Below are 19,020 nucleotides of genomic sequence, written 5' to 3'. Positions count from 1 at the left end.
GACGGAGTTAGCGCAGCAAGCAAACGGAGAGTCACAAGACATGCAGACTGATTCAACAGCAACTGACAACGGCCAGCTTGGAGGTAACGACGATGCGTGAGCGTGAGTATCTTCGCGTGACACCCACTTCAGAGGAACTTACTCCTCGTGGCATCCCGAAAACGCTCGAGAGTCTCCACAAACTGACTCCTGACAGCTCGGGGCTGTGGTCGAAACTCAACCCGTTTACATCCGCGACCCCACCGTGCTTCGAGTTCCTCGCACTCAGTACCGGACAAGATGCGCCGGTTGAGTTCTACTATGGAGCCGACGACTATCTTGGGACACTCGAAGAGCGACTTCGGTCGATCTATCCGAAAACGTTCGACATCGAGCGTGTCGAGGTGGACGTCGCGTCGAAGCTGATTCACCCGGTTGCATTGTCTCACGAGGAGTTCGTCGAGCGGTACCAGCAGGGTGACCTGCAGTATGAGTTCACCGACGACGAGCAGTACTCGACTGCAGATGCCGAGGCGGACGCGACGCCAGACGGCGGTGCAATGGAGGGCACCGAGCCTGAGGGTTCACCGACGGACGCTGATGACGTGGGTGGAAGAACGGCGGACGGACTGGTGTCGGTTGGAGAGATAGTTGTCGAACTCGAAACGACTGACTCCCTCGCTGACGAGGTTTCGCCCACGTCGGTCGAGAAGCCGACAGTCGCCGCAGACGGGACGATTCTCGCCCGCCCCGCGGTCGACACCGTTTCACCACAGGGCGTGCGGTGGTGTGGGTCGGCAGTTCGGAAACAGGATTGGATGTCGTCGTTGACACCGCTGACGGCGACGCCCGACGAGAGCACGCTGCCGGCGGTCGACGAACCGGGTGCTGTGCTTGCGTCGCTGATCGACCATCTGAACGATGCACGCGAACCGCTCGCGTTCCAAGTCGTGTTTCAGCGCCGGGAGAGCTGGCAAGCGGATGCGGAACTCCGCAAAGAGGACTTGAATGATGGACGGGATACGCTGTCGCAGAAAATCCTTGGCGACCTGCTCGACCCCGAACTAGAGTATGAGCGGCGGACTCGTGACGAGTTGAGTGACATCGTCGTCAAGCGGCTTGATGCGATTGATGCAGTCAATCCCAAACGCTCGTACACGACGAACATCCGGGCGATTGGGGTGCCAACGAGTGAGGCTGGTCGCGACGCGCTTGATGACCGTCTGTCGTCACTCGCGCCGGTCTTTGACCCACTCGACGGCCCGTTCTACGAGATCGAAGCGACGCGACTTCGAGATCGTGGCTTCCGACAATCGAAGAAAGAACAAAACGCGCGAGCAGCGCTCCAGCGACTCCTCTCGCGAGAGGTAACGACTGGACGTGGTAAGACCCGGCCGGAGTTGGTTCTCTGTGGCGCTGAGCTTGCGAACTTCGTGGTTGTCCCTTCGTCGGAACGATTGACAATGGAGGGTTCTCGTGGGACGCGTGCTGAGCAACAGAGCCGGAACCCGCTTGCCCGTCCGAATCCGGATCTCATGAGCGAGTTCCGTGAGGGCATGGCAATCGGCTACGCGCTTGATGAGACTGGTGAAGCGGAGAAGCAACCGACTCGAATACCTCCCGGACTGTTACCGACACACTATGGCCGGTTTGGGACGACTGGGGCCGGTAAGTCCAAGGCACAGATCAATGAACTCCTCTCACTCTACGAGACGACGACTGGGCCGTCGATTCTCATCGAACCGAAGGGCGACGGTATGGCGGAGAACTACATGCGTGCGCATGCTGCGCGTTTCGGCTTGGACGACCTCAGAGAGAATGTTATCTACTTCTCTCTCCCAGACGTCCTCCCCGGCTTCTCGTTTTTCAATCTCGAGCCGTCGCTTGAAAATGGACTCCGGCGGGAAGACGCTGTCCAGCGAAAGGCCGACCACTACGAGGAAATTCTGAAACTCGTTATGGGGGTTGACCGCTACGAGCGGGCGACAGTCGCACCTGGGTTGATTAAGTCGCTGATCAAAGTGTTGTTCGATGAGACGCATGGTCGCGAAAACGGCCAGTATCGCGAGTCAGCGGACTACTTCGCTCATCGGCAGTTAGAGTATGCGCTTGATCAACTTTGGCAGGCAGGGCCACCCCAGCCAGATCTGAGTGCTGCCCCGCAATCGAGTGACGAGGCTGTCTCGCGGTCACTCCGACGACAGTTACAGGCAGACAAGACGACCTTCTCGAATGTGTTGGGTGGTGTCGGCAATCGTCTTTCAGTTATTTCGGATGACACACACCTGCGTCGAATCTTCAACAACACCGAGCCACGGTTTGATTTCCGCGATGTCATCGACGACGATACGGTGATTCTCTTTGATCTGGGTGATCTCCGTGAGGATGCTGCTCGCGTCATGACCGGTGTGATTCTGACCAACCTCGAGGACGCCCTGAAAGAAGAGAACCAGGATGTCGGTAAGCGGCCGGACGATTACGTGGTTAATCTCCTGATTGATGAGGCAGCGTCGGTTGCTGTTTCGGATGTCATGAATACACTACTCGAGCAAGGGCGGAGTTTCCGGCTGTCAGTCGGGCTCTCGATGCAGTTCCCCGAGCAAATGAAAGCGGAAGGGGGGCGGCGCGCCTATCTCAACGTCCTCAACAATATCGGGAGTCCGATTGTGGGGAAGATCAACGTTGACCGTGAGCTCGCTAGGGCGATGGCTCACGAGGAGATGGACCCAACAGCGTTCGCGAACCGAATCCGGTCACTTCCGCGTGGTGAGTGGATTGCGAATCTTCCAAGTCCGATCTTCGGTGAGACTGGGCCGTATCCGTTCAGTCTCGCTCCGCTGCCGATTCCGGATGGGCATCCTGAGAGCGACCGTCCTCTTACCGAAAGTGAAGAGTCTCGGTTTAGTGAGACGCTCAGTCGGATGCAGGGCCGCGTTGACGAGACGTACGGCGTGACCACGACTGAGGCACCGGCGACAGAACTCCCCGACGAACTCAGTACCACGCTTGACATTACTGATGGGGAACTCGACACGGCTCTTGCGAAAGTCGTTCGAGCGGTGCAACTTCGGCTGTCCGAACGTGAGGCAAACGGCTGGGTTTCAGTCGAAACCGTTGATGATGAACTCCGCCGTCTGTGTGACGAATCAGGTGGTGATGCACCGACGTACGACGAACTATCGACGATTCGCCAGCGCTCTCGCTTCCTTGAAACGACGGTTCACCTCGACCAAGACGAACTCGTGATTCGTCTTACTGAAGCGGGCGAAGCGGTTGCTTCCCCCGACACTGGGGCAGTCCAATCTGCTGGTAGTTCGAAGCATGACGCTGCTCTTGCACAGATCGAAGCAGAACTGACGACCCATGGCTGTACAGTATCGATACTCAGCCAAGACGGGAGCGAGAAACCGGATGGGCGTGCGACGCACCCTGCGTTTGACGCTCCGTTTGCCATCGAGGTCGAGACGACAACGCCAGGGAAGCCTGCGAAAGTCCTCACGAACCTCCGCAAAGCACAGGAGGCGGGGGAAATCCCGATGTTTGTCGTTCGGGCTGGTGAGCCGGAACCTACTGGGCAGAACGTGTCGAACAGGTGCTGTCGTCACCGCTTCGTGAACTCCTGTCAGGAGACACGCGGTTCTATACGACTGATACAACGATCTCGTTCAATGGTGGTGCGAGCGAGGAGGGTGGTCTGACGGCACTTCGACCCGTGTCACCTGAGAGCGCACAGACGATCTGGTCACGAGTCGATGGGTGCCTTGTTTTGGAAGACGGTGCTGGGGGTGAACTGCTTCGAGTTGAGTCATTAGACGAAATCTCGAAGAGTCGACTGCCTGCGGTTTACAGCTATGACTCCGCGGCTGATGAGTACGTCGTCTACGCGGAGGGCGAGCAGTATGTCTACGACTCGAAAGAGGCGTTTACTGCTGACTGGACTAAGCTCAAGCGGCCATTCGTCCCCGAAGATGAACTGCCGTATCCAGGATTCAGTAGTGAGCAGTATCTTATCGTCATTCTTCGGAACGACGGTGACGCAGTAATTTATCGGGACGGCACAGTACGGCCCTTGAGTGACCTCTCGGAGCTGGATCTCGTCGCACAGCCAACCCGATCCAATACCGCAGCGGCCGAAAGAGCCGCAACCCTCACATCAGACGAGTCGGACGAGTCTCTGGTCGACGTATCGGAGCTTGCAGACGACCCTGATGCTGTTGTGGGCCGCTTTGCAGAGGAGTTCCTCCGTGAGACAGCCCACGGATCTGTCTCCTCTGAACGGGTTTACAACTGCTATCAGTCGTGGGTGACTGAACAGGGGCTTTCACCGGACTCAAAGCGGTGGTTCACACGCCGGCTGAGACAGCACGTTGAGTTCGATAGCACGGTCAAGAAAGACGGGAATGCCACAACTCGTCATTACGATGGGCTCGCCCTCACTCAGGAGGAATTATCTAATGACTGATACTGGTCTGTCAGCGTTTGTCCCCGGTCAGACGAACAACGGCCGATTCAACAAGAAACCGGCCGAAGGAGTGTTCAGGCGGATGGTTACGACAGGTTACGATAGTATCGCCCAGAGTTACGACAGCCGTTACGATAGAATTCGGATAATAGCGGGACTGAACGGCGTATCTTGGACAGATTCGGATTGTCGGTTACGACAGAATCCGACTAGTATAGACAGGGGGGACCCCGTCGGAACTGGGTATTGTCAAAGTGACCAGACAATGCAGACGTATTTGGACTCTGAGATGACTGCGAGTCAGCGAGGAACAACGAATGTGTGATGAAATTGACCTCGATATAGACCAGCTGCCACCCGAACTTCGCGAGCGTGAGCAGTGGGTTTGCTGGCGGAGTGAGATGCGAGATGACAAAGCGACGAAGGTCCACGTCAACCCTGCAACTGGCGGCTTCGGTTCGGCAACTGATTCTGTGACATGGTCTGATCTCAATACTGCGGTTGCGGCTGTCGAGTCAGACGACGCTGATGGGATTGGGTTTGTGTTCACCGATGACGACCCGTTTGTCGGTGTGGATTTAGACGACTGTCGAGACCCCGAGACGGGTACGATTGACGACGACGCACAGGCGATAATCACACAGCTAGATTCCTACACGGAGGTGTCGCCATCGGGAACGGGTTTCCACATCCTCGTTGCAGGAAAACTCCCTGCAGGCGGAATCGCCGCGGGAGTGTCGAGTGCTACGATACGGCGCGCTTCTTTACAGTAACCGGTGCCCACGTTGCGGGGACGCCGACAGCGATCACACATCGGCAGGATGCACTTGTCGACATCCATCGTGAATACGTCCAGCCCGATACTGCGTCGACAACGGAGCCACCGAGTGCAACACCACCCACAGCAGCACGTGATGACGCGAGTGAGCCTGCCCTCAATGACGAGGTTGTGCTGACAAAAGCGAGGGAAGCAGCGAACGGTGAGAAGTTCGACCGGTTGTGGCGCGGCCAGACGAGTGGATACGAGAGCCACTCGGAGGCAGATATGGCACTTTGCTGTCTGCTCGCGTTCTGGACGGGCGGGAATCATCCACAGATGGATCGCCTCTTTCGGGAATCGGGGCTGTATCGCGAGAAATGGGACGAAGTCCACTATGCAGACGGCTCAACGTACGGTGAGAAGACACTTGAACGAGCAGTCCAGCAGACGTCGGAGTTTTACGATCCAGACACGCAGCCCCGTGAGGATCACGAGACTACGACGGCACAGAGTGTGGGACCGCAATCAACGCAGGACAAGGCGTATCTCGCCGAGAAGAACCGGGTGTTGACTGAGCGAGTTAAAACGCTTGAGGCGACCCTCGCGGAAAAACAGGCGTACATTGAGGAGTTAGAAGCGACTGTTGACCGGCTTGAGAAGCGTGTCGAGGCAGCAGCACCTCGTGAACAGGATGGAGATCGTGACACGGAATCTGCGTCAATGTGGGAGCGAACACGATCGTGGTTGAAGTGAGACCACGTCGCCGCAACATGGGTTGATACTGAGATACTCCCGCTACGCGGCCCTGTTGAAACGACTGTGTACGACGTCCAAGAACGAACTAGCAATCCCGCGCATGCATTTGTCGACAGGGTTTGTGAGCGGCTGCTCGACCGTGCGGCTGCCCCGCGAACGGGTCTCCCAGATGTACATCTCGATGCACGATTGCCACGGCTATCGAACGATACGGGGACACAGTTATTCGGGAGGTCTCCTACTGAATCCTCGTCGACAGCTCAGTCTTTCACGTCAATGGGACGCTGTGGTTGTAGGCGGCCTGCCACCGTCACGGCCTCCGATTTCAGCATGAAATCTACGGGAATCAGAATAACGCCGAATATACGATCCGAATATTACTCCCTGGACTAAGCGGAACTATTAGTATCATAGGTATTGTATTTGGTTCAAGAACACGTCGTGAAACATCGATTGGGGGCCACGAATGAGAGCAAGGAATTTGATCGCTGATCGATATCGATCACTAGAGGACTTCCAGCCCTCGAGGCCCCGTGATAGTTTCTTACGTCTATCCAAAATGGATCACACGGCTGTGACTCGCCGTGGTCCCCAGCCACTCCTCGCCGAACCCCTCGGCAACAACACAGCCTCTGTGAATGAGTCCGCAGACATACTCGATGACCATCCTAGGTGCTCATAATGCAAGACCTCGTCAAGGATGCGCTCGAGAATGCGGAGGCTGAAAGCCGGGATACGGACCCCGGACCGGATGATACCAAAGAATTCGTAGACCCTCGGATCGTCATCGTCGGGGCTGGCGGTGCGGGAAATAATACTGTCAACCGACTGTACAAAATCGGTGTCGAAGGAACGGACATAGTCGCCATCAACACCGACAAACAGCATCTGAAGATGATCGAGGCAGATACGAAGATTCTCGTTGGCAAGTCGCTCACACAGGGACTCGGTGCCGGTGGTGACCCCTCAATGGGCGAGCGCGCGGCCCAGATGTCTCAGGGAACCATCAAGGAAGTACTCGCCAACGCTGATCTCGTGTTCGTCACCGCTGGTATGGGTGGCGGCACGGGGACCGGCGCGGCCCCCGTCGTCTCGAAGATAGCTAAAGAGCAGGGCGCAATCGTTGTGAGCATGGTTTCGATCCCATTCAACGTTGAGCGCGCCCGGACGGTGAAGGCAGAGGAGGGGCTGGAGAAACTTCGCAACGAGGCCGACTCCATCATCGTCCTCGACAACAACCGTCTGCTTGACTATGTGCCCAACCTCCCTATCGGGAAGGCGTTCTCCGTTATGGACCAGATCATCGCCGAGACCGTCAAGGGCATCTCGGAGACCATCACCCAACCGTCCCTCATCAACCTAGATTATGCCGATATTGCAACGATTATGGATCAGGGCGGCGTCGCGGTGATGCTCGTCGGCGAGACACAGGACAATAATCAGATCCAGGAAGTGGTGAACGACGCGGTGAATCATCCGCTTCTCGACGTGGACTACCGCGACGCATCCGGCGGCTTAGTCCACATAACAGGCGGACCTGGCCTGACGCTGAAAGAGGCCGAGGGGATCGCGAGCAACATTACCGAACGGCTCGATGCCTCTGCGAACGTCATCTGGGGTGCTCGCATCCAGGATGAGTACAAAGGTAAGGTCCGGGTTATGGCCATCATGACCGGCGTCCAGTCGGCGCAGGTGCTCGCCCCATCCACGCAAAAGCAGACCGACAAATCACAGCCTAGGACGACTAGAGGACCCCAACCAGAACCCGGAACTGAGGCCGGGGATCGGACGGATCCAGTCGTGGACGGTGGGAAAGACGACGATAGTGACGATGATGTCGACGTAATTCGGTAACCGCGCCGAAACTCGTCGTGCGACACCGCGATCTGTCCGCCAGTCCGTCAGTAGACAAAGAGTCGAACATGTAGCGCTCTAATCATCGGTCGGGAAGCTAAGTGAGAGGTGGCAGCAATATATCAGAAGACAACTGTTTTGTAACATGTCAAGAAACCTGTTAGCCATGGGTGGGGACGCGGATGAGAATTCGGACATGCATTTCGGGGCCACCGATGACCACCCAGCCGAAATCGACAAACTCGGGTTCCATCCCTATGTTACTGCGGTCAAGTATTTCCTCACGCATAAAGAAACGGAGCCTCCACTGACGCTGTCTGTCGAGGGTAAATGGGGGAGCGGGAAGTCGTCCTTCATGCGCCAGCTCCGACGAGAGCTGGAAGAGGACGGGGAGACAACAGTTGAGTTCAACCCATGGAAGCACGAGCAGCAGGAGGCACTATGGGCGTCATTCGCACTCACGTTCGTTGAGTCCCTCAAGAACAGCGTTCCGTGGTACAAGCGCCCGGCGAAGTTCACGGCCATCAGCTGGCGCCGACTCCTCGCCGAAACTAGTAACGGCGCCCTGTCGAAGCTTGCGGCCATCTTGGTGGTGTCCATCATCGTAGTTCTGGGTGGCCTGTGGTTTTGGTTAATTGTCGGCGTTGACTTGTTTGCCGCGAGGTTCCCCGAGACCGGACTGAACTTCAGGTTCTGGTTAGGAACGAGCGGCGTCGTGGTCAGTATTCTCGCCGCAGTTGATCTCAGTCGCCGTGTGTACGGAGTGTGGGCTGCATCAGTAAACAAATCATTTGAAAGACATGTAAACGACCCGTCCTATCGGGAACGGACGGAGTTCCTGCAGGTGTTTCAGTCGGATCTCGAACGCATACTTGACGTCTATGCCGACGACGATCCAGTATACGTCTTTATGGACGACGTCGACCGGTGTACCGTCCCGAAGGCGGCCGATCTGATGCGGTCGATAAATCTAATGGTGTCGAACAACTCTAAGCTCATCTTCGTTATTGGATTAGATCGAGAACGTGTTGCTGCAGGGATCGCCGCAAAGCACGATACACTCCTCGACTATCTTAATGACAACACCGAGGACGAGTCGATAGAGTTTGGCTACCGCTATCTGGAGAAGTTCATTCAGATCCCCTTCATTGTTCCCAAGCCGAAAGGAGAGGATATCCAGAAGCTTGTGCGCAGGGACATCCTCGACGAAGAGGAGGAGACGAAGACTTACACTGACAGAAGCGACATTGAAGCGATCTGGGAACATGAACTTTCTCCGCGGTTCGAAGCGACGCTCGACGACGTGGTGAAAATGGCGGCGCCCGCTCTCGAAAACAACCCACGACAGGTAAAGCGATTCCTCAACTTATATCGGCTTCGAGCGGTGCTCGCGGAGTCTGAGGGACTACTTGCGGGTGAGGACGAGGAACCAATCGGGGATACGATAACCCTGCTACAGCTCGCGAAGTTCGTTGTGATAAGTATTCAATGGCCTACGTTCATGACTGACGTGGCAAACGACCAGACGGCCCTTAAGCGGCTATCTCGGTTCGCTAACGGAGGCGAAGAGGATATCGCCGAACATGACGTGTTGCAGGACTGGAGTGGAAAGGACTCCCTTCTTGATCTTCTTGCGTACGGTGACGGGGACCGATATCGGATGGACCAGGTGTCGGTTATCGATTTACAGAAAATCTCGCCGCGTGTTGACCGGCCAACTAATTCGGACCAGGAAGAGGCAGAGACGACCGTCCAGATCGCGTTCTTTGATAGCGCGGAATACGACCCGGAGAGGATCCAATCACGCCTCGAATCCGTCTCGGAAACGTTGGAACTGGATTTACAACTCGTCATCTTTGAAAACACAAAGGAGAAGCCAATTGCAGAAGTTGATGAACTCTACTACTGCTTCATCTGGATCGTTGACCCAGCGCTTCTCGCGAAAACGTGGTTCCAGCGGCTCTGTGAAAACGCACCGGAACAACTCCAAATCGTCTCGTTGAGCCCTAATACGGAGTTCATAAATTCGCCAATCTCTCGGGATTTCTGGTCGGTGGATAACCCCGACGAGTTAGCAGCTGTTCTCGAACAGCAACTACAGACGATCGACGCTACTGATGAGAGTGGGGACACCCGGTGGGAGGAGTGGCAACGGTCCCTCGCAGAGCTTCGGAAGTCGGAAGACACCGAAATCATCGACTAAGTACACGGACATAGGCCTCTCTTCCAAGACGAACTTGGGTTATACTCGATCAAACACCTCGGTGGTGGCGAACTGTGTTCGGATGGTCGTAAGTGCTGTCGTCGCATTTGGACTGACCGATCGGTACGCCGCGGGCGGCCCGCTTGCTTTCGACGATGTGTTTCGTGGCGACGACGTTGAGCAACGCATCTACGGGACCATTCTCCAGACTCGCGAGCCGACAACAGCGAGCGCCATCGCCAACGTCGCCGACTGTGATCCGAAAACGGCTCGGAAATATTTGGGTTGGTTCAGTGAACTCGGTATCGTCACGCGCCACGACGGTCATCCGGCCACATACGAGCGCAACGACGCCTACCTCGAGTGGCGGCGAATCAACCAGCTCGCGGCCGACCACTCCATCGAAGACCTTCAGCAGCGCGTTCGGGAACTGAGCTCGCGGATCGAGGCGTACGAGGACACGTATGGTGCTCCGACGCCAGCGGCCGTCGACGCCGTCGTCGCTGCCGAATCGAGCGACGACCGGACGATCGATGACATATACGGTGACCTCGGCGACTGGGCGACCGCTCTCGAGGAGCGAACACGCTACGAACGTGCCCGTCAGCAACGCGCCCGTAGCGACTGCCAAGAGAAATGACGGACGTCGAGTGTTACAACACGGAAGAAACGACTATTGGCTAGCGCGAGAGAGTCGCAATTGTGACTGACGACGTCGCGTATCCTTCGGTCGAGCTCATTCTCGATCTCCACGAGCAGATCGTTGACGAGGGCGACGCCACAGAACCCGGAATTCGATCGGAGGACGCAATCGAATCTGCAGTGCAGTACGTCTCTGAAGGATACTTTGGGGAGGTTCCACAGACACTGCATGAAAAAGCGGTACATCTGATGCGGCTTCTTGTTGCGGATCATCCGTTCGTCGACGGGAACAAGCGAACGGCGCTCCGAACGGTAGTCGTCTTCTACATGCTGAACGGGTACACGTTCGACTACGGTGACGAAATTCGCGCCTTACTGCACCGCTTTGCGACCGATGAATCCGCCGTCGACACTGAGACCGCAGTGATCTACTTCCGAGCGTGCGCTCGTCGCAACTGATAAAGGGACACACAGAGTATGTTCGACACAGAGATGGCGTCCAGCACCGATTCCTCGGCGACGGTCGATGAAGAAGTTCGCCGATTATACGAGCGGTATCAGGCGGCCGATAGCGACGAGGAACGTCATGCGATCGCCCTTGAGATGGGGAAACTTGACGGACGCCGCCACGCAGAGATCTACGCCGCACTCGAAGACGAGTAAGCCAACAGAATTCTTCCGACTCCCCGCCGACTCGCCCCACCCCGGCGACGACGCTTCGTGGCTGACCGACCATCGCGACGTGCTTCGACTCGTCCTCGACGACATTGAAGACCGGATAGCTGCCCTGTGAAGTGAGTAAGAGTCACAGTCTCGCATGGGTTGTTTATCGGCGTCTCTAGAACACTTTGCGTTTTAGTGTCTTGCAGTCCACCGGGTTCTGATGAATTCGCAGAACTGCAGATCCTGTACGATGCGAACGAGACGCGATACGTCTCTTCAACGCCAGAAACATGCAGCACGTGACAGCATGCGCAGCGTGACTCACTATGGCTGATCCCAATCTCTTCGACGACACGAGTGTTACTCCACACAGTTCGAGAAACTATAGCTCGCTGTCTTTGACCGCGACTGAACGGTCAACCGCGGTGCAGGTAGAGTGTCCTACACTCTCTCCCGCTTCGCTGGTTACTGTGGTCAAGACCAAGTCGTGAAGTCGTGTCACACGCCGCAAACCGTGCCAAGGGCGACATCGCCCGTCTCTGGAGGCTCACTCAGATTAGATTTATTACTACCACAGCTGTTAGCGTTTTTCGTGCACATTGACAGAACTCGGATTCGTCGACTTGCAGAGCGACTCGACGAGGAGGGTGTCGTCAATCGGCATCGTCGAGAGACACGATCGGAATTCGAGCTCGTCTATTCTGTGTCGATTCCACCCTCCACGGAGGACTTAGATACAGTCTTCAAACGCGTGATTCAGGCCCGCTCTCAACCCCTGGGCCAAGAAGCGTACGAAATACTCGTGGCCAACATCGATCCCACTTCAGTTCTCTCCTTGGACAGCCGAGACGAAGCGTTTCGTCGACTATATGAGCAGAAACACATCGGTCAGAAGATCGCCAACGAGTTCCTTCGCATTGCCGTTGACGTCCTCAATGTGAATCCCGAGTGGCGCAATGACCTTCACGTCGCCCTCGATACGAATATCCTCCAAGCACTCGTGAAGACTGGAGGAATTCGGCTGAACTCCTCGGAAGCAAATCGGTCGGTCGGACGTCTCGTCAACATGGATCCCGATGCTGACCCGAACAAACTCATCGGGTACAACGATCTCCAAGACGCATTCCAGGACGCAGCGGCGCACATTGATCAGCCTCGTATAGTCTTTGACGAACTATGGACCGAACACCGTTCGTTCATTGCAGACCCACTCCTCCGTCCACAGAGCATCTTCGCCGACTTACTCATTGAGAAATACCTATAGTTCGGATCTGTTGCTGTGTCTCGGGGTTAGTTTCTGTTGCTGTCTAGTCGTGATGACACCTCCCTCGCAGCTACTTCTGCTCACTCCGTGGTGCAACCGCTACGCGCCAACGGAACCCCATCTCGCGAAGAGTGGGGTTCGGACGATGTCGATGTGAGAATGAACGAAACGGTTGTCCAAGGTCGTTTCTGAGACCTCCCATAGGGTGTCCACAGATGTTTACGCCACCACAGAGCAATCATCTACCCATGGCCACGGATCTTACTGAACGGGTGCAAGAAATCGCCGAAGCGCGGGGCATCCCCGAATCAGAGATCCTTGAACAGGCGTTGGAACGCGGCGTCGAAGATCTCTGGGTTGACCTCGTTCTCTCGCGATACATAGACGACGAAATCGACCGCGAGACCGCAATCAACCTCGTCGGTCGAGACCGCGTCAAACGAGCAGAGCAGGAGGTACAGGCTATCGAAGACGACGTTCGGTGGGGACTGAATGCGTGATCCTCGCGGTTGCTGATGCGGGCCCTATTATTCATCTCGACGAGATTGACGCGCTTGCTTGCTCTCGGTCGTCGATGAGTTGTTGATTCCACAGACTGTCTACCAAGAACTCGAGGCGGGAACGGTCCCACCTGCGCTCGAAACCATTGAGTACGAACTAGTCGAGAGTGACACAACTGATCTTGGCGTCGAGTTGGATCCCGGTGAGACAGCTGCACTCGCCATCGCATCTGAACGCGCTGCCGTACTCCTGACCGACGACCTTGCAGCACGAGACGCTGCGAACGATCGCGATGTGGAAGTCCATGGCTCGATTGGGATTCTCGTGCTTGCGTTCACACGGGGAGAACTCGAGAAATCAGCGGCGGCTAAGCTGATGCGAGCACTCCAGACTGAAACGAGTCTCTTCGTTACTGACGCTGTGGTTGAGCACGGTATCTCACTCCTCGATGAGTGCTAATTACCGACGACGGCAACGTTGTCGGCTATCGCAACCTGCAACTGGACTGACTCTCCGACTGGGCTGTTTCTCGTGCACACCGTGAGACGTACAGCACGCAATAGGGTGCGCTGCGTGACTCTCTATGCCTAGTCCCGATCCGCACGACGACACGAGTTGCGACTACGAACAGTTCGAAAAAGAACAGCTTATCCAGGACCGCGATGCCGGCAGCGTCGACATGGCAGACCTTGACGACGGAACGGCCCAGTACATTGTCAGCGAGCTCATCGACGCGGACATCGTCACTCCGGTCCCCGAGGACCGCGTTCTGGTTCACGAGCCGAGCAGCACTGCGTTTGGCTCAACGATGCAGCTGGCCGTCTTCCACCGTGGCTGGACGGCTGGCCGCGGTGCTGACGTGGACGACGAGTGAGACAGCAGACGCTCACGGGGTGTCCCTTTTTGTGACACCCCCGCCCGAGACCGAGACTAGCGTGGCCCACACCAAGACAGGACGAATGGGTCACTCATTCGGTCTGCGTCGACTGCGCAGTCCAGTCGGCGGCGAACCCGGACGGGCGTGCTCACCAGGACTGTGACGATTGTTGGCTCATCATCGATACACGCCCTTGGAGTGGTGTTCGACGAGGGCGTTCTGCAGTAGTCGTTATCGAGCTGCCAACTGATGCTGGTTACTCTTGGGTTGGCCCTCCGAATGATACCCAACTGCGATCGGATTGGATCTAGCGTCTGCACACGTTTAATCCAGCGGCCGGTAATGATGCAGATCGTCTGTTGCACCCGGATGGCTCGGCAGGTCGATCTGGGCGACGTGTTCGTAACGAGCGGTAAGGACGTCGAAAAATCGCATATCTGCGAACGCCTTGTATCCCTCTCCGGGTCGCTCGCCGATGTAGACGACGTCACCGTCGTGGAGGAGGAGTGCCTCGTAGGCCATCGGCCCGACTGGTGGCCAACAAAGGACGAGTGTCTCCGTCTCGCTGTACTCCAACAAGACATCTTGGTCGCCAGACTCGACTGGGAACCACGGATCGAGGATTGGATCGATGTCGTAGGCAGTGATGTCGGCACCGCAGTTGTCGAGTTCGGACGCCCAGTAGCCCTTCCATGCCCCGAGTTCGATGAGTGGCCCCTGCTCGCGCAGATACTCCAGTGCCTCGCGTGTTGGAATCGCAAACGCGTACTTCGCGATCAGCCGCTGTTGGACGTCGGTCTCCCACTGCGCTGAGATGGGCATACCGATGTCACACTCGCGTTTGCGACGTCTGAGCCTCGTGAGTGCTTCTTGGATTGCCGTGATGTACTCGATGGTGTCGTCCTCGTTACAGACTGTTTCGACGAAGTCAGCCCACGAGACAGAGATCGACGCTGGTTTCTGGTCGCGATAGCGGTCGCTTATGTCTTCAGGGTCGCCACCCCGCCTGCGAATCTCATCACGTGGATACTCGGTCATCACTCGGTGAGGTGCTGCCAGATCGTGGTAGGGTCGGCGTCGTTGAGCATAGCGTTCGTCTGTATCTTTCGGAGTTCGGCAACACAGCGCTCGGCGACGAGTGGATAGACGTTTCCAGGCACGATCGCCCTGTCGAGTTGCATAATCTCGGGGTAGTTTTCGGCCCAAATGTCCTCAACAATTCGCGGATAAAGGTCATTAATGAGGTGCTGGCCGAACTCGCGGCCATCTTCGACGACCATCGTTCGGACCTCTTTCCGGATACGCGCCGGCGTACAGTAGGTTGCAACGAGATACTCCGCACCCGTTTCGGCCTCATCGGGATTCTGGCCAAACTGTTCACGGTTCAACTCGTGAAATGCCTCACGGACGATTTTCACGCGGCGCTCATACGTGTCGCTGCGCACAACGACACCCTCTGCGTGGACGCCCGCTGCAAGTGACGACGGCGGCACGTCGAATGACTCGGGATCGATAGTACTCTGTTCTTCGAGGATTGTCGCCGGGAGGAACGAGCGCTCGCTCGGGGTATCTTCGTGGCGGATGCGTTCGAGGATACGCCAGACTGTGGGTGTGTCGAGGAATCCCGCGAAAGTCTCCGTGTAGGGGTTCCCTGCGGGGGTGTAGGTCTCGATACGATCAAACGGGAGGACGTCGAAACCAATGAGTGCTGGGAGTTCGCGGTCGGTGTAGCCGTAGTCGAGCGTCGAGTAGACGAGATTCTCCGCATAGACGACAAGCGGGCTCGCGTATTCATCGTGTACGCGTCGAAGCGCCTCCGTGTCGACGCCGTCACGGAGGCAGCGAACCGCACGGTGAAGTGCCCCGTCAACCTCTCCAAGTGAGTCACGATGGCAGCCCATGATGGACCGACGTGTTCCGAAGACGAGACTCCCGTCTCCGTCCGCGGCCTTACTGACAGCACTCGGATAGCGTCCGCATAGCGCTCGTCGTAGAGTGCGAAGCGGAAGGCGCTCCCATCGAACTTCTCGACGACGACAAGGTCGTCTGCGTCGAAGAAGTCGTCTGGAACGATGGGGTGGTCGTAGCGTGGAATTTTTGGATAGACCTTCATCGTGGATTTGGTGTGAGTCGATTCAAGTGGTTGACTGGGTCTGAGGTAGCGTCGGGTATGGGGCGCGCGTGGCCGACACGTCTGTAGATCGACTGAACGACTGCGACACCGACGTTGTTTGTATCCCTCTTGGAGGGGACCGACGGATACCGCTCCAGCAGCGTCGGTGTGGATTAGTCGTCGGGGTGGTCGAGACCGTTCTTGAGGTCATCGAGGTCTCGCTCGAGACGTTCGATGTGTGTTTCGAGTTCGTTCACGCTCATGAGTGCGAGCCGGAGGAACTCGTCATCACGCTCAGGCATGAGCGGAAGCTGGCTTGCGGCCGCGACTGGATCATCGGCCTCGTCGGCGCCCTTGCGGACGAGTTCATCGCGTGCGGCACGCAGTTCGCGTCGGAGGAGTTCAGCGTCATCCATGGTGATGTACGTATCCAGGATGCAGCCCGCTACGAGCCCACAGGGGGCGAGGTCGTGCGGACCGCGTCACCGAATACGTGGTTTCCTGACCAACGAGTACGAATGCATGCTCGTTCTGTATAGTAGGGTCGGATAAGTGCTTTCTGTCGGCCGAGAGTGGACCCGCCGTGGACCCATCCACACGATTTAGGCGCATGCCAGCCGACTTTGACGTATGGAGTGTCCGGACTGTGGTGAGCCGTACGTCTCTCGAGAGGTCGGCCCCGGGCGGCCGCCATCGACGCCCCTTGCCAACGCAATTCTCGATACCGAACAGGGCGAAGAAGTCATTCTCCACCGGCAGTGCTGGACGTGTGGGTGGAGCGAGGACCGCCACGTCGAGGTGGCCGCGATCGAGACGGAGCACGGCGATCCAGAAATCGTCGATCGTCAGCAACGGCTAAGCGAACTCGCGGGCCTGCTTGAGGAAATTGAGGATACTGAGACACTCGACTCAGTGCTCCACTACGTCCGCCAGCAACGGTCTGGGGACGAGTGGGGACCATCGTCACTAGAGGAAGACCTGTGACGGAGACTGACGCGCCCTACCCAGTCTATGAGGCGACAGGAAATCCAGCCCACCCATCGTTCGAGGACGTTTGCTGTTTCCTGCTTGATCGTGGGCACAGTTCGCGTACCGACCAACAGGATGCCCACTTCGACGAGATGATGACGGGCGTTCTTGCCCGCTATGACGAAGAGACCGTCCGGACTGTCGCATCTCGCATTCTCGTCGAATGTTACCTCTTTCGGACAGCAACTGTTGATCTTGACGTGGAACATGTTGACGGCGTCCGAATCGGGACACTCGCTGTCGAGATGCTTTGGGAGCTACACGACCCGACAGATACGTCTACTTCGACCTGACGAGCGTATTGACTGAATACCGTGTTCTCACCAAGATACGCTGCATGGTGGTTCTTGTAAGACAGCTACCGGTTGGTAGCGTTTTCCGCCCCCAGCAGGGGTGACGGAGACCACGAAATGTCCGGACGCAACACCGACAGATCATGTCCAATCACCAGGGTGACTGAGGCTTTATATGATACAGGGACGTGGGTTATGGAAGTTTCAAGGCTAAAACCTCACCCTTCAGGGCGGGGATACAGCCGACAACTCCTCCACTAACCACGTTCGATTGCAGACCGGATATTCTACGTCTCGGTCGTTACTTTTAATAAATTATTTCTCATAAGTGCTTATGAACACAGTCCGATGCTGGAAACAACCCGCACCTATCGAGCAAAAATCGTCAACCACTCTCAGGTGAGTGACGACCTCGATGACTGCGGACACTCAGCATCCAAACTGTGGAACGTCGCCCGCTACCACATCCAGCAAGAATGGGATGACACTGGCGAGATTCCGTCCGAAGCCGACCTCAAGCGCGAATTAAAAGACCACGAACGATACAGTGACCTGCATTCTCAGTCAAGTCAGCGCGTTCTCGAAGAACTCGCTGAATCGTTCACCGGCTGGTTCAAAAAGCGCAAGAACGGCGACACAGACGCGAATCTCCCCGGCTACCGAAAGCGAGGCGACAATCATCCACGCTCCACCGTGACGTGGAAACAGATGGGTATCAAGCACGATTCCAAGCACAACCAACTCCGTCTGAGCAAAGGCTTCAATCTCAAGAACCACCGCTCGGACTTCATCCTCGCAGAGTACGAGACGCGCCCGGACGTGACCGTGGAGAACATCCAGCAGGTTCGAGCCGTGTGGAACGGCGACCGATGGGAACTCCACCTCGTCTGCAAAGTCGAGATTCCTGTCGAGGACGCACCCGGCGACAACACGGCTGGAATCGACCTCGGCATCAAGAACTACCTCGCTATCGCCTACGACGACGGTGACGCTGAGTTGTATCCGGGGAACGTTCTCAAACAGGACAAGCACTACTTCACCCGTGACGAGTACGACACTGAGGGCGAGAACGGCCCGTCGCGCCGTGCGCTCCGTGCCCGGCAGAAACTCTCGCGTCGGAAAGACCACTTCCTGCACGCCCTCGCCAAGCATATCGTTGAGCAGTGTATCGACCACGAGGTTGGTCGCATCGCCATCGGTGACTTGAGCAAGATTCGTGAAGACGAGAACGGTGATGCTCGAAACTGGGGGAAGCGTGGAAACAAGAAACTCCACGGATGGGAATTCGACCGCTTCACTACGTTGCTCGGATACAAGGCCGAAGAACACGGCATCCTCGTTGACCGTGTTTCAGAGCGAGACACGAGTAAGACGTGTTCGTGTTGTGGTCGAAAGCGTGATGCGAACCGTGTGGAGCGTGGGTTGTACGTCTGTGGGTCGTGCGGTGTGACGATGAACGCAGATGTGAATGGCGCGGTGAATATTCGCAGAAAGATAACTCAGAGTCCTCCGACGGAGGATATGAGTAACGGTCGTTTGGCACGGCCAGCAGTCCACCTGTTCAACCAAACCTCGGGGCGTTTCGCACCGAGCGAACAGGTGAGTTGCGAACCCTAATATCCCA

General features: G+C 56.7%; 13 protein-coding genes and 4 pseudogenes. 14 read left to right on the top strand and 3 right to left on the bottom strand.

Features of this window, described 5'->3' with window-relative positions; genetic code table 11:
- Positions 1 to 92 precede the first annotated feature (92 nt).
- The 11 genes and pseudogenes from ATB1_RS10525 (at position 93) to ATB1_RS10475 (ending at position 13,958) form a co-directional block, all read left to right on the top strand.
- Positions 93 to 4,441 (top strand): annotated as a pseudogene (locus ATB1_RS10525) (primase-like DNA-binding domain-containing protein).
- Positions 4,442 to 4,758: 317 nt separating this feature from the next.
- Positions 4,759 to 5,954, top strand: a pseudogene (locus ATB1_RS10520) (hypothetical protein).
- Between the two features lie 684 nt (positions 5,955 to 6,638).
- Positions 6,639 to 7,811: a cell division protein FtsZ gene (gene ftsZ, locus ATB1_RS10515; protein WP_008606485.1), complete on the top strand. Its 1,173-nt coding sequence runs from the start codon at positions 6,639 to 6,641 to the stop codon at positions 7,809 to 7,811.
- 166 nt (positions 7,812 to 7,977) lie between these two features.
- Positions 7,978 to 10,014 carry a P-loop NTPase fold protein gene (locus tag ATB1_RS10510; protein WP_008606486.1) on the top strand — a complete coding sequence of 679 codons (2,037 nt, stop codon included), beginning with the start codon at positions 7,978 to 7,980 and terminating at the stop codon, positions 10,012 to 10,014.
- Between the two features lie 82 nt (positions 10,015 to 10,096).
- The gene (locus ATB1_RS10505; protein WP_394324771.1) at positions 10,097 to 10,654 is read left to right on the top strand and encodes a sugar-specific transcriptional regulator TrmB; all 558 of its coding nucleotides are present in this window, start codon (positions 10,097 to 10,099) and stop codon (positions 10,652 to 10,654) included.
- A 62-nt stretch (positions 10,655 to 10,716) separates the two neighbouring features.
- Positions 10,717 to 11,115, top strand: coding sequence for a type II toxin-antitoxin system death-on-curing family toxin (locus ATB1_RS10500; RefSeq protein WP_004043161.1), 399 nt, complete (start codon positions 10,717 to 10,719; stop codon positions 11,113 to 11,115).
- A gap of 18 nt (positions 11,116 to 11,133) precedes the next feature.
- Complete coding sequence (locus ATB1_RS10495; RefSeq protein ID WP_004043160.1) at positions 11,134 to 11,319, top strand: hypothetical protein; 186 nt, start codon at positions 11,134 to 11,136, stop codon at positions 11,317 to 11,319.
- Between the two features lie 703 nt (positions 11,320 to 12,022).
- Positions 12,023 to 12,583 (top strand): hypothetical protein, encoded by a 561-nt coding sequence (locus ATB1_RS10490; RefSeq protein ID WP_241768063.1) that lies wholly within the window; start codon positions 12,023 to 12,025, stop codon positions 12,581 to 12,583.
- 248 nt (positions 12,584 to 12,831) lie between these two features.
- Positions 12,832 to 13,083 (top strand): ribbon-helix-helix protein, CopG family, encoded by a 252-nt coding sequence (locus ATB1_RS10485; protein WP_042662470.1) that lies wholly within the window; start codon positions 12,832 to 12,834, stop codon positions 13,081 to 13,083.
- A pseudogene (locus tag ATB1_RS10480) lies at positions 13,080 to 13,543 on the top strand (nucleic acid-binding protein). The gene ATB1_RS10485 and the pseudogene ATB1_RS10480 overlap by 4 nt, the downstream one beginning before the upstream one ends.
- A gap of 124 nt (positions 13,544 to 13,667) precedes the next feature.
- Complete coding sequence (locus ATB1_RS10475) at positions 13,668 to 13,958, top strand: hypothetical protein (protein ID WP_042662469.1); 291 nt, start codon at positions 13,668 to 13,670, stop codon at positions 13,956 to 13,958.
- Positions 13,959 to 14,285: 327 nt separating this feature from the next.
- On the opposite strand, the gene ATB1_RS22425 is transcribed toward ATB1_RS10475, so the two are convergent.
- The 3 genes and pseudogenes from ATB1_RS22425 to ATB1_RS10460 all read right to left on the bottom strand — a co-directional run bounded on the left by ATB1_RS22425 (position 14,286) and on the right by ATB1_RS10460 (position 16,490).
- Entirely contained in the window at positions 14,286 to 14,999 is a 714-nt protein-coding gene (locus tag ATB1_RS22425) for a hypothetical protein (protein WP_198526042.1), read from the bottom strand.
- Positions 14,999 to 16,074 (bottom strand): annotated as a pseudogene (locus ATB1_RS10465) (hypothetical protein). The gene ATB1_RS22425 and the pseudogene ATB1_RS10465 overlap by 1 nt, the downstream one beginning before the upstream one ends.
- 173 nt (positions 16,075 to 16,247) lie before the next feature.
- A complete protein-coding gene (locus ATB1_RS10460; protein WP_042662468.1) occupies positions 16,248 to 16,490 on the bottom strand; it encodes a hypothetical protein in 243 nt (80 codons plus the stop codon).
- A 214-nt stretch (positions 16,491 to 16,704) separates the two neighbouring features.
- Between ATB1_RS10460 and ATB1_RS10455 the strand changes: the two genes are divergently transcribed.
- The 3 genes from ATB1_RS10455 (at position 16,705) to ATB1_RS10445 (ending at position 19,013) form a co-directional block, all read left to right on the top strand.
- Positions 16,705 to 17,058, top strand: coding sequence for a hypothetical protein (locus ATB1_RS10455; RefSeq protein WP_042662467.1), 354 nt, complete (start codon positions 16,705 to 16,707; stop codon positions 17,056 to 17,058).
- The gene (locus ATB1_RS10450) at positions 17,055 to 17,396 is read left to right on the top strand and encodes a hypothetical protein (RefSeq protein ID WP_042662466.1); all 342 of its coding nucleotides are present in this window, start codon (positions 17,055 to 17,057) and stop codon (positions 17,394 to 17,396) included. Before ATB1_RS10455 ends, ATB1_RS10450 begins: the two co-directional genes overlap by 4 nt.
- Before the next feature lie 348 nt (positions 17,397 to 17,744).
- Positions 17,745 to 19,013, top strand: a complete 1,269-nt coding sequence (locus ATB1_RS10445) for an RNA-guided endonuclease TnpB family protein (RefSeq protein ID WP_042662465.1) — start codon at positions 17,745 to 17,747, stop codon at positions 19,011 to 19,013.
- Positions 19,014 to 19,020 lie beyond the last annotated feature (7 nt).

This window comes from Haloferax sp. ATB1 (assembly GCF_000730175.1).
Note: the sequence above shows the minus strand (reverse complement) of the source record. Positions and strands in the feature narration are given on the sequence as shown.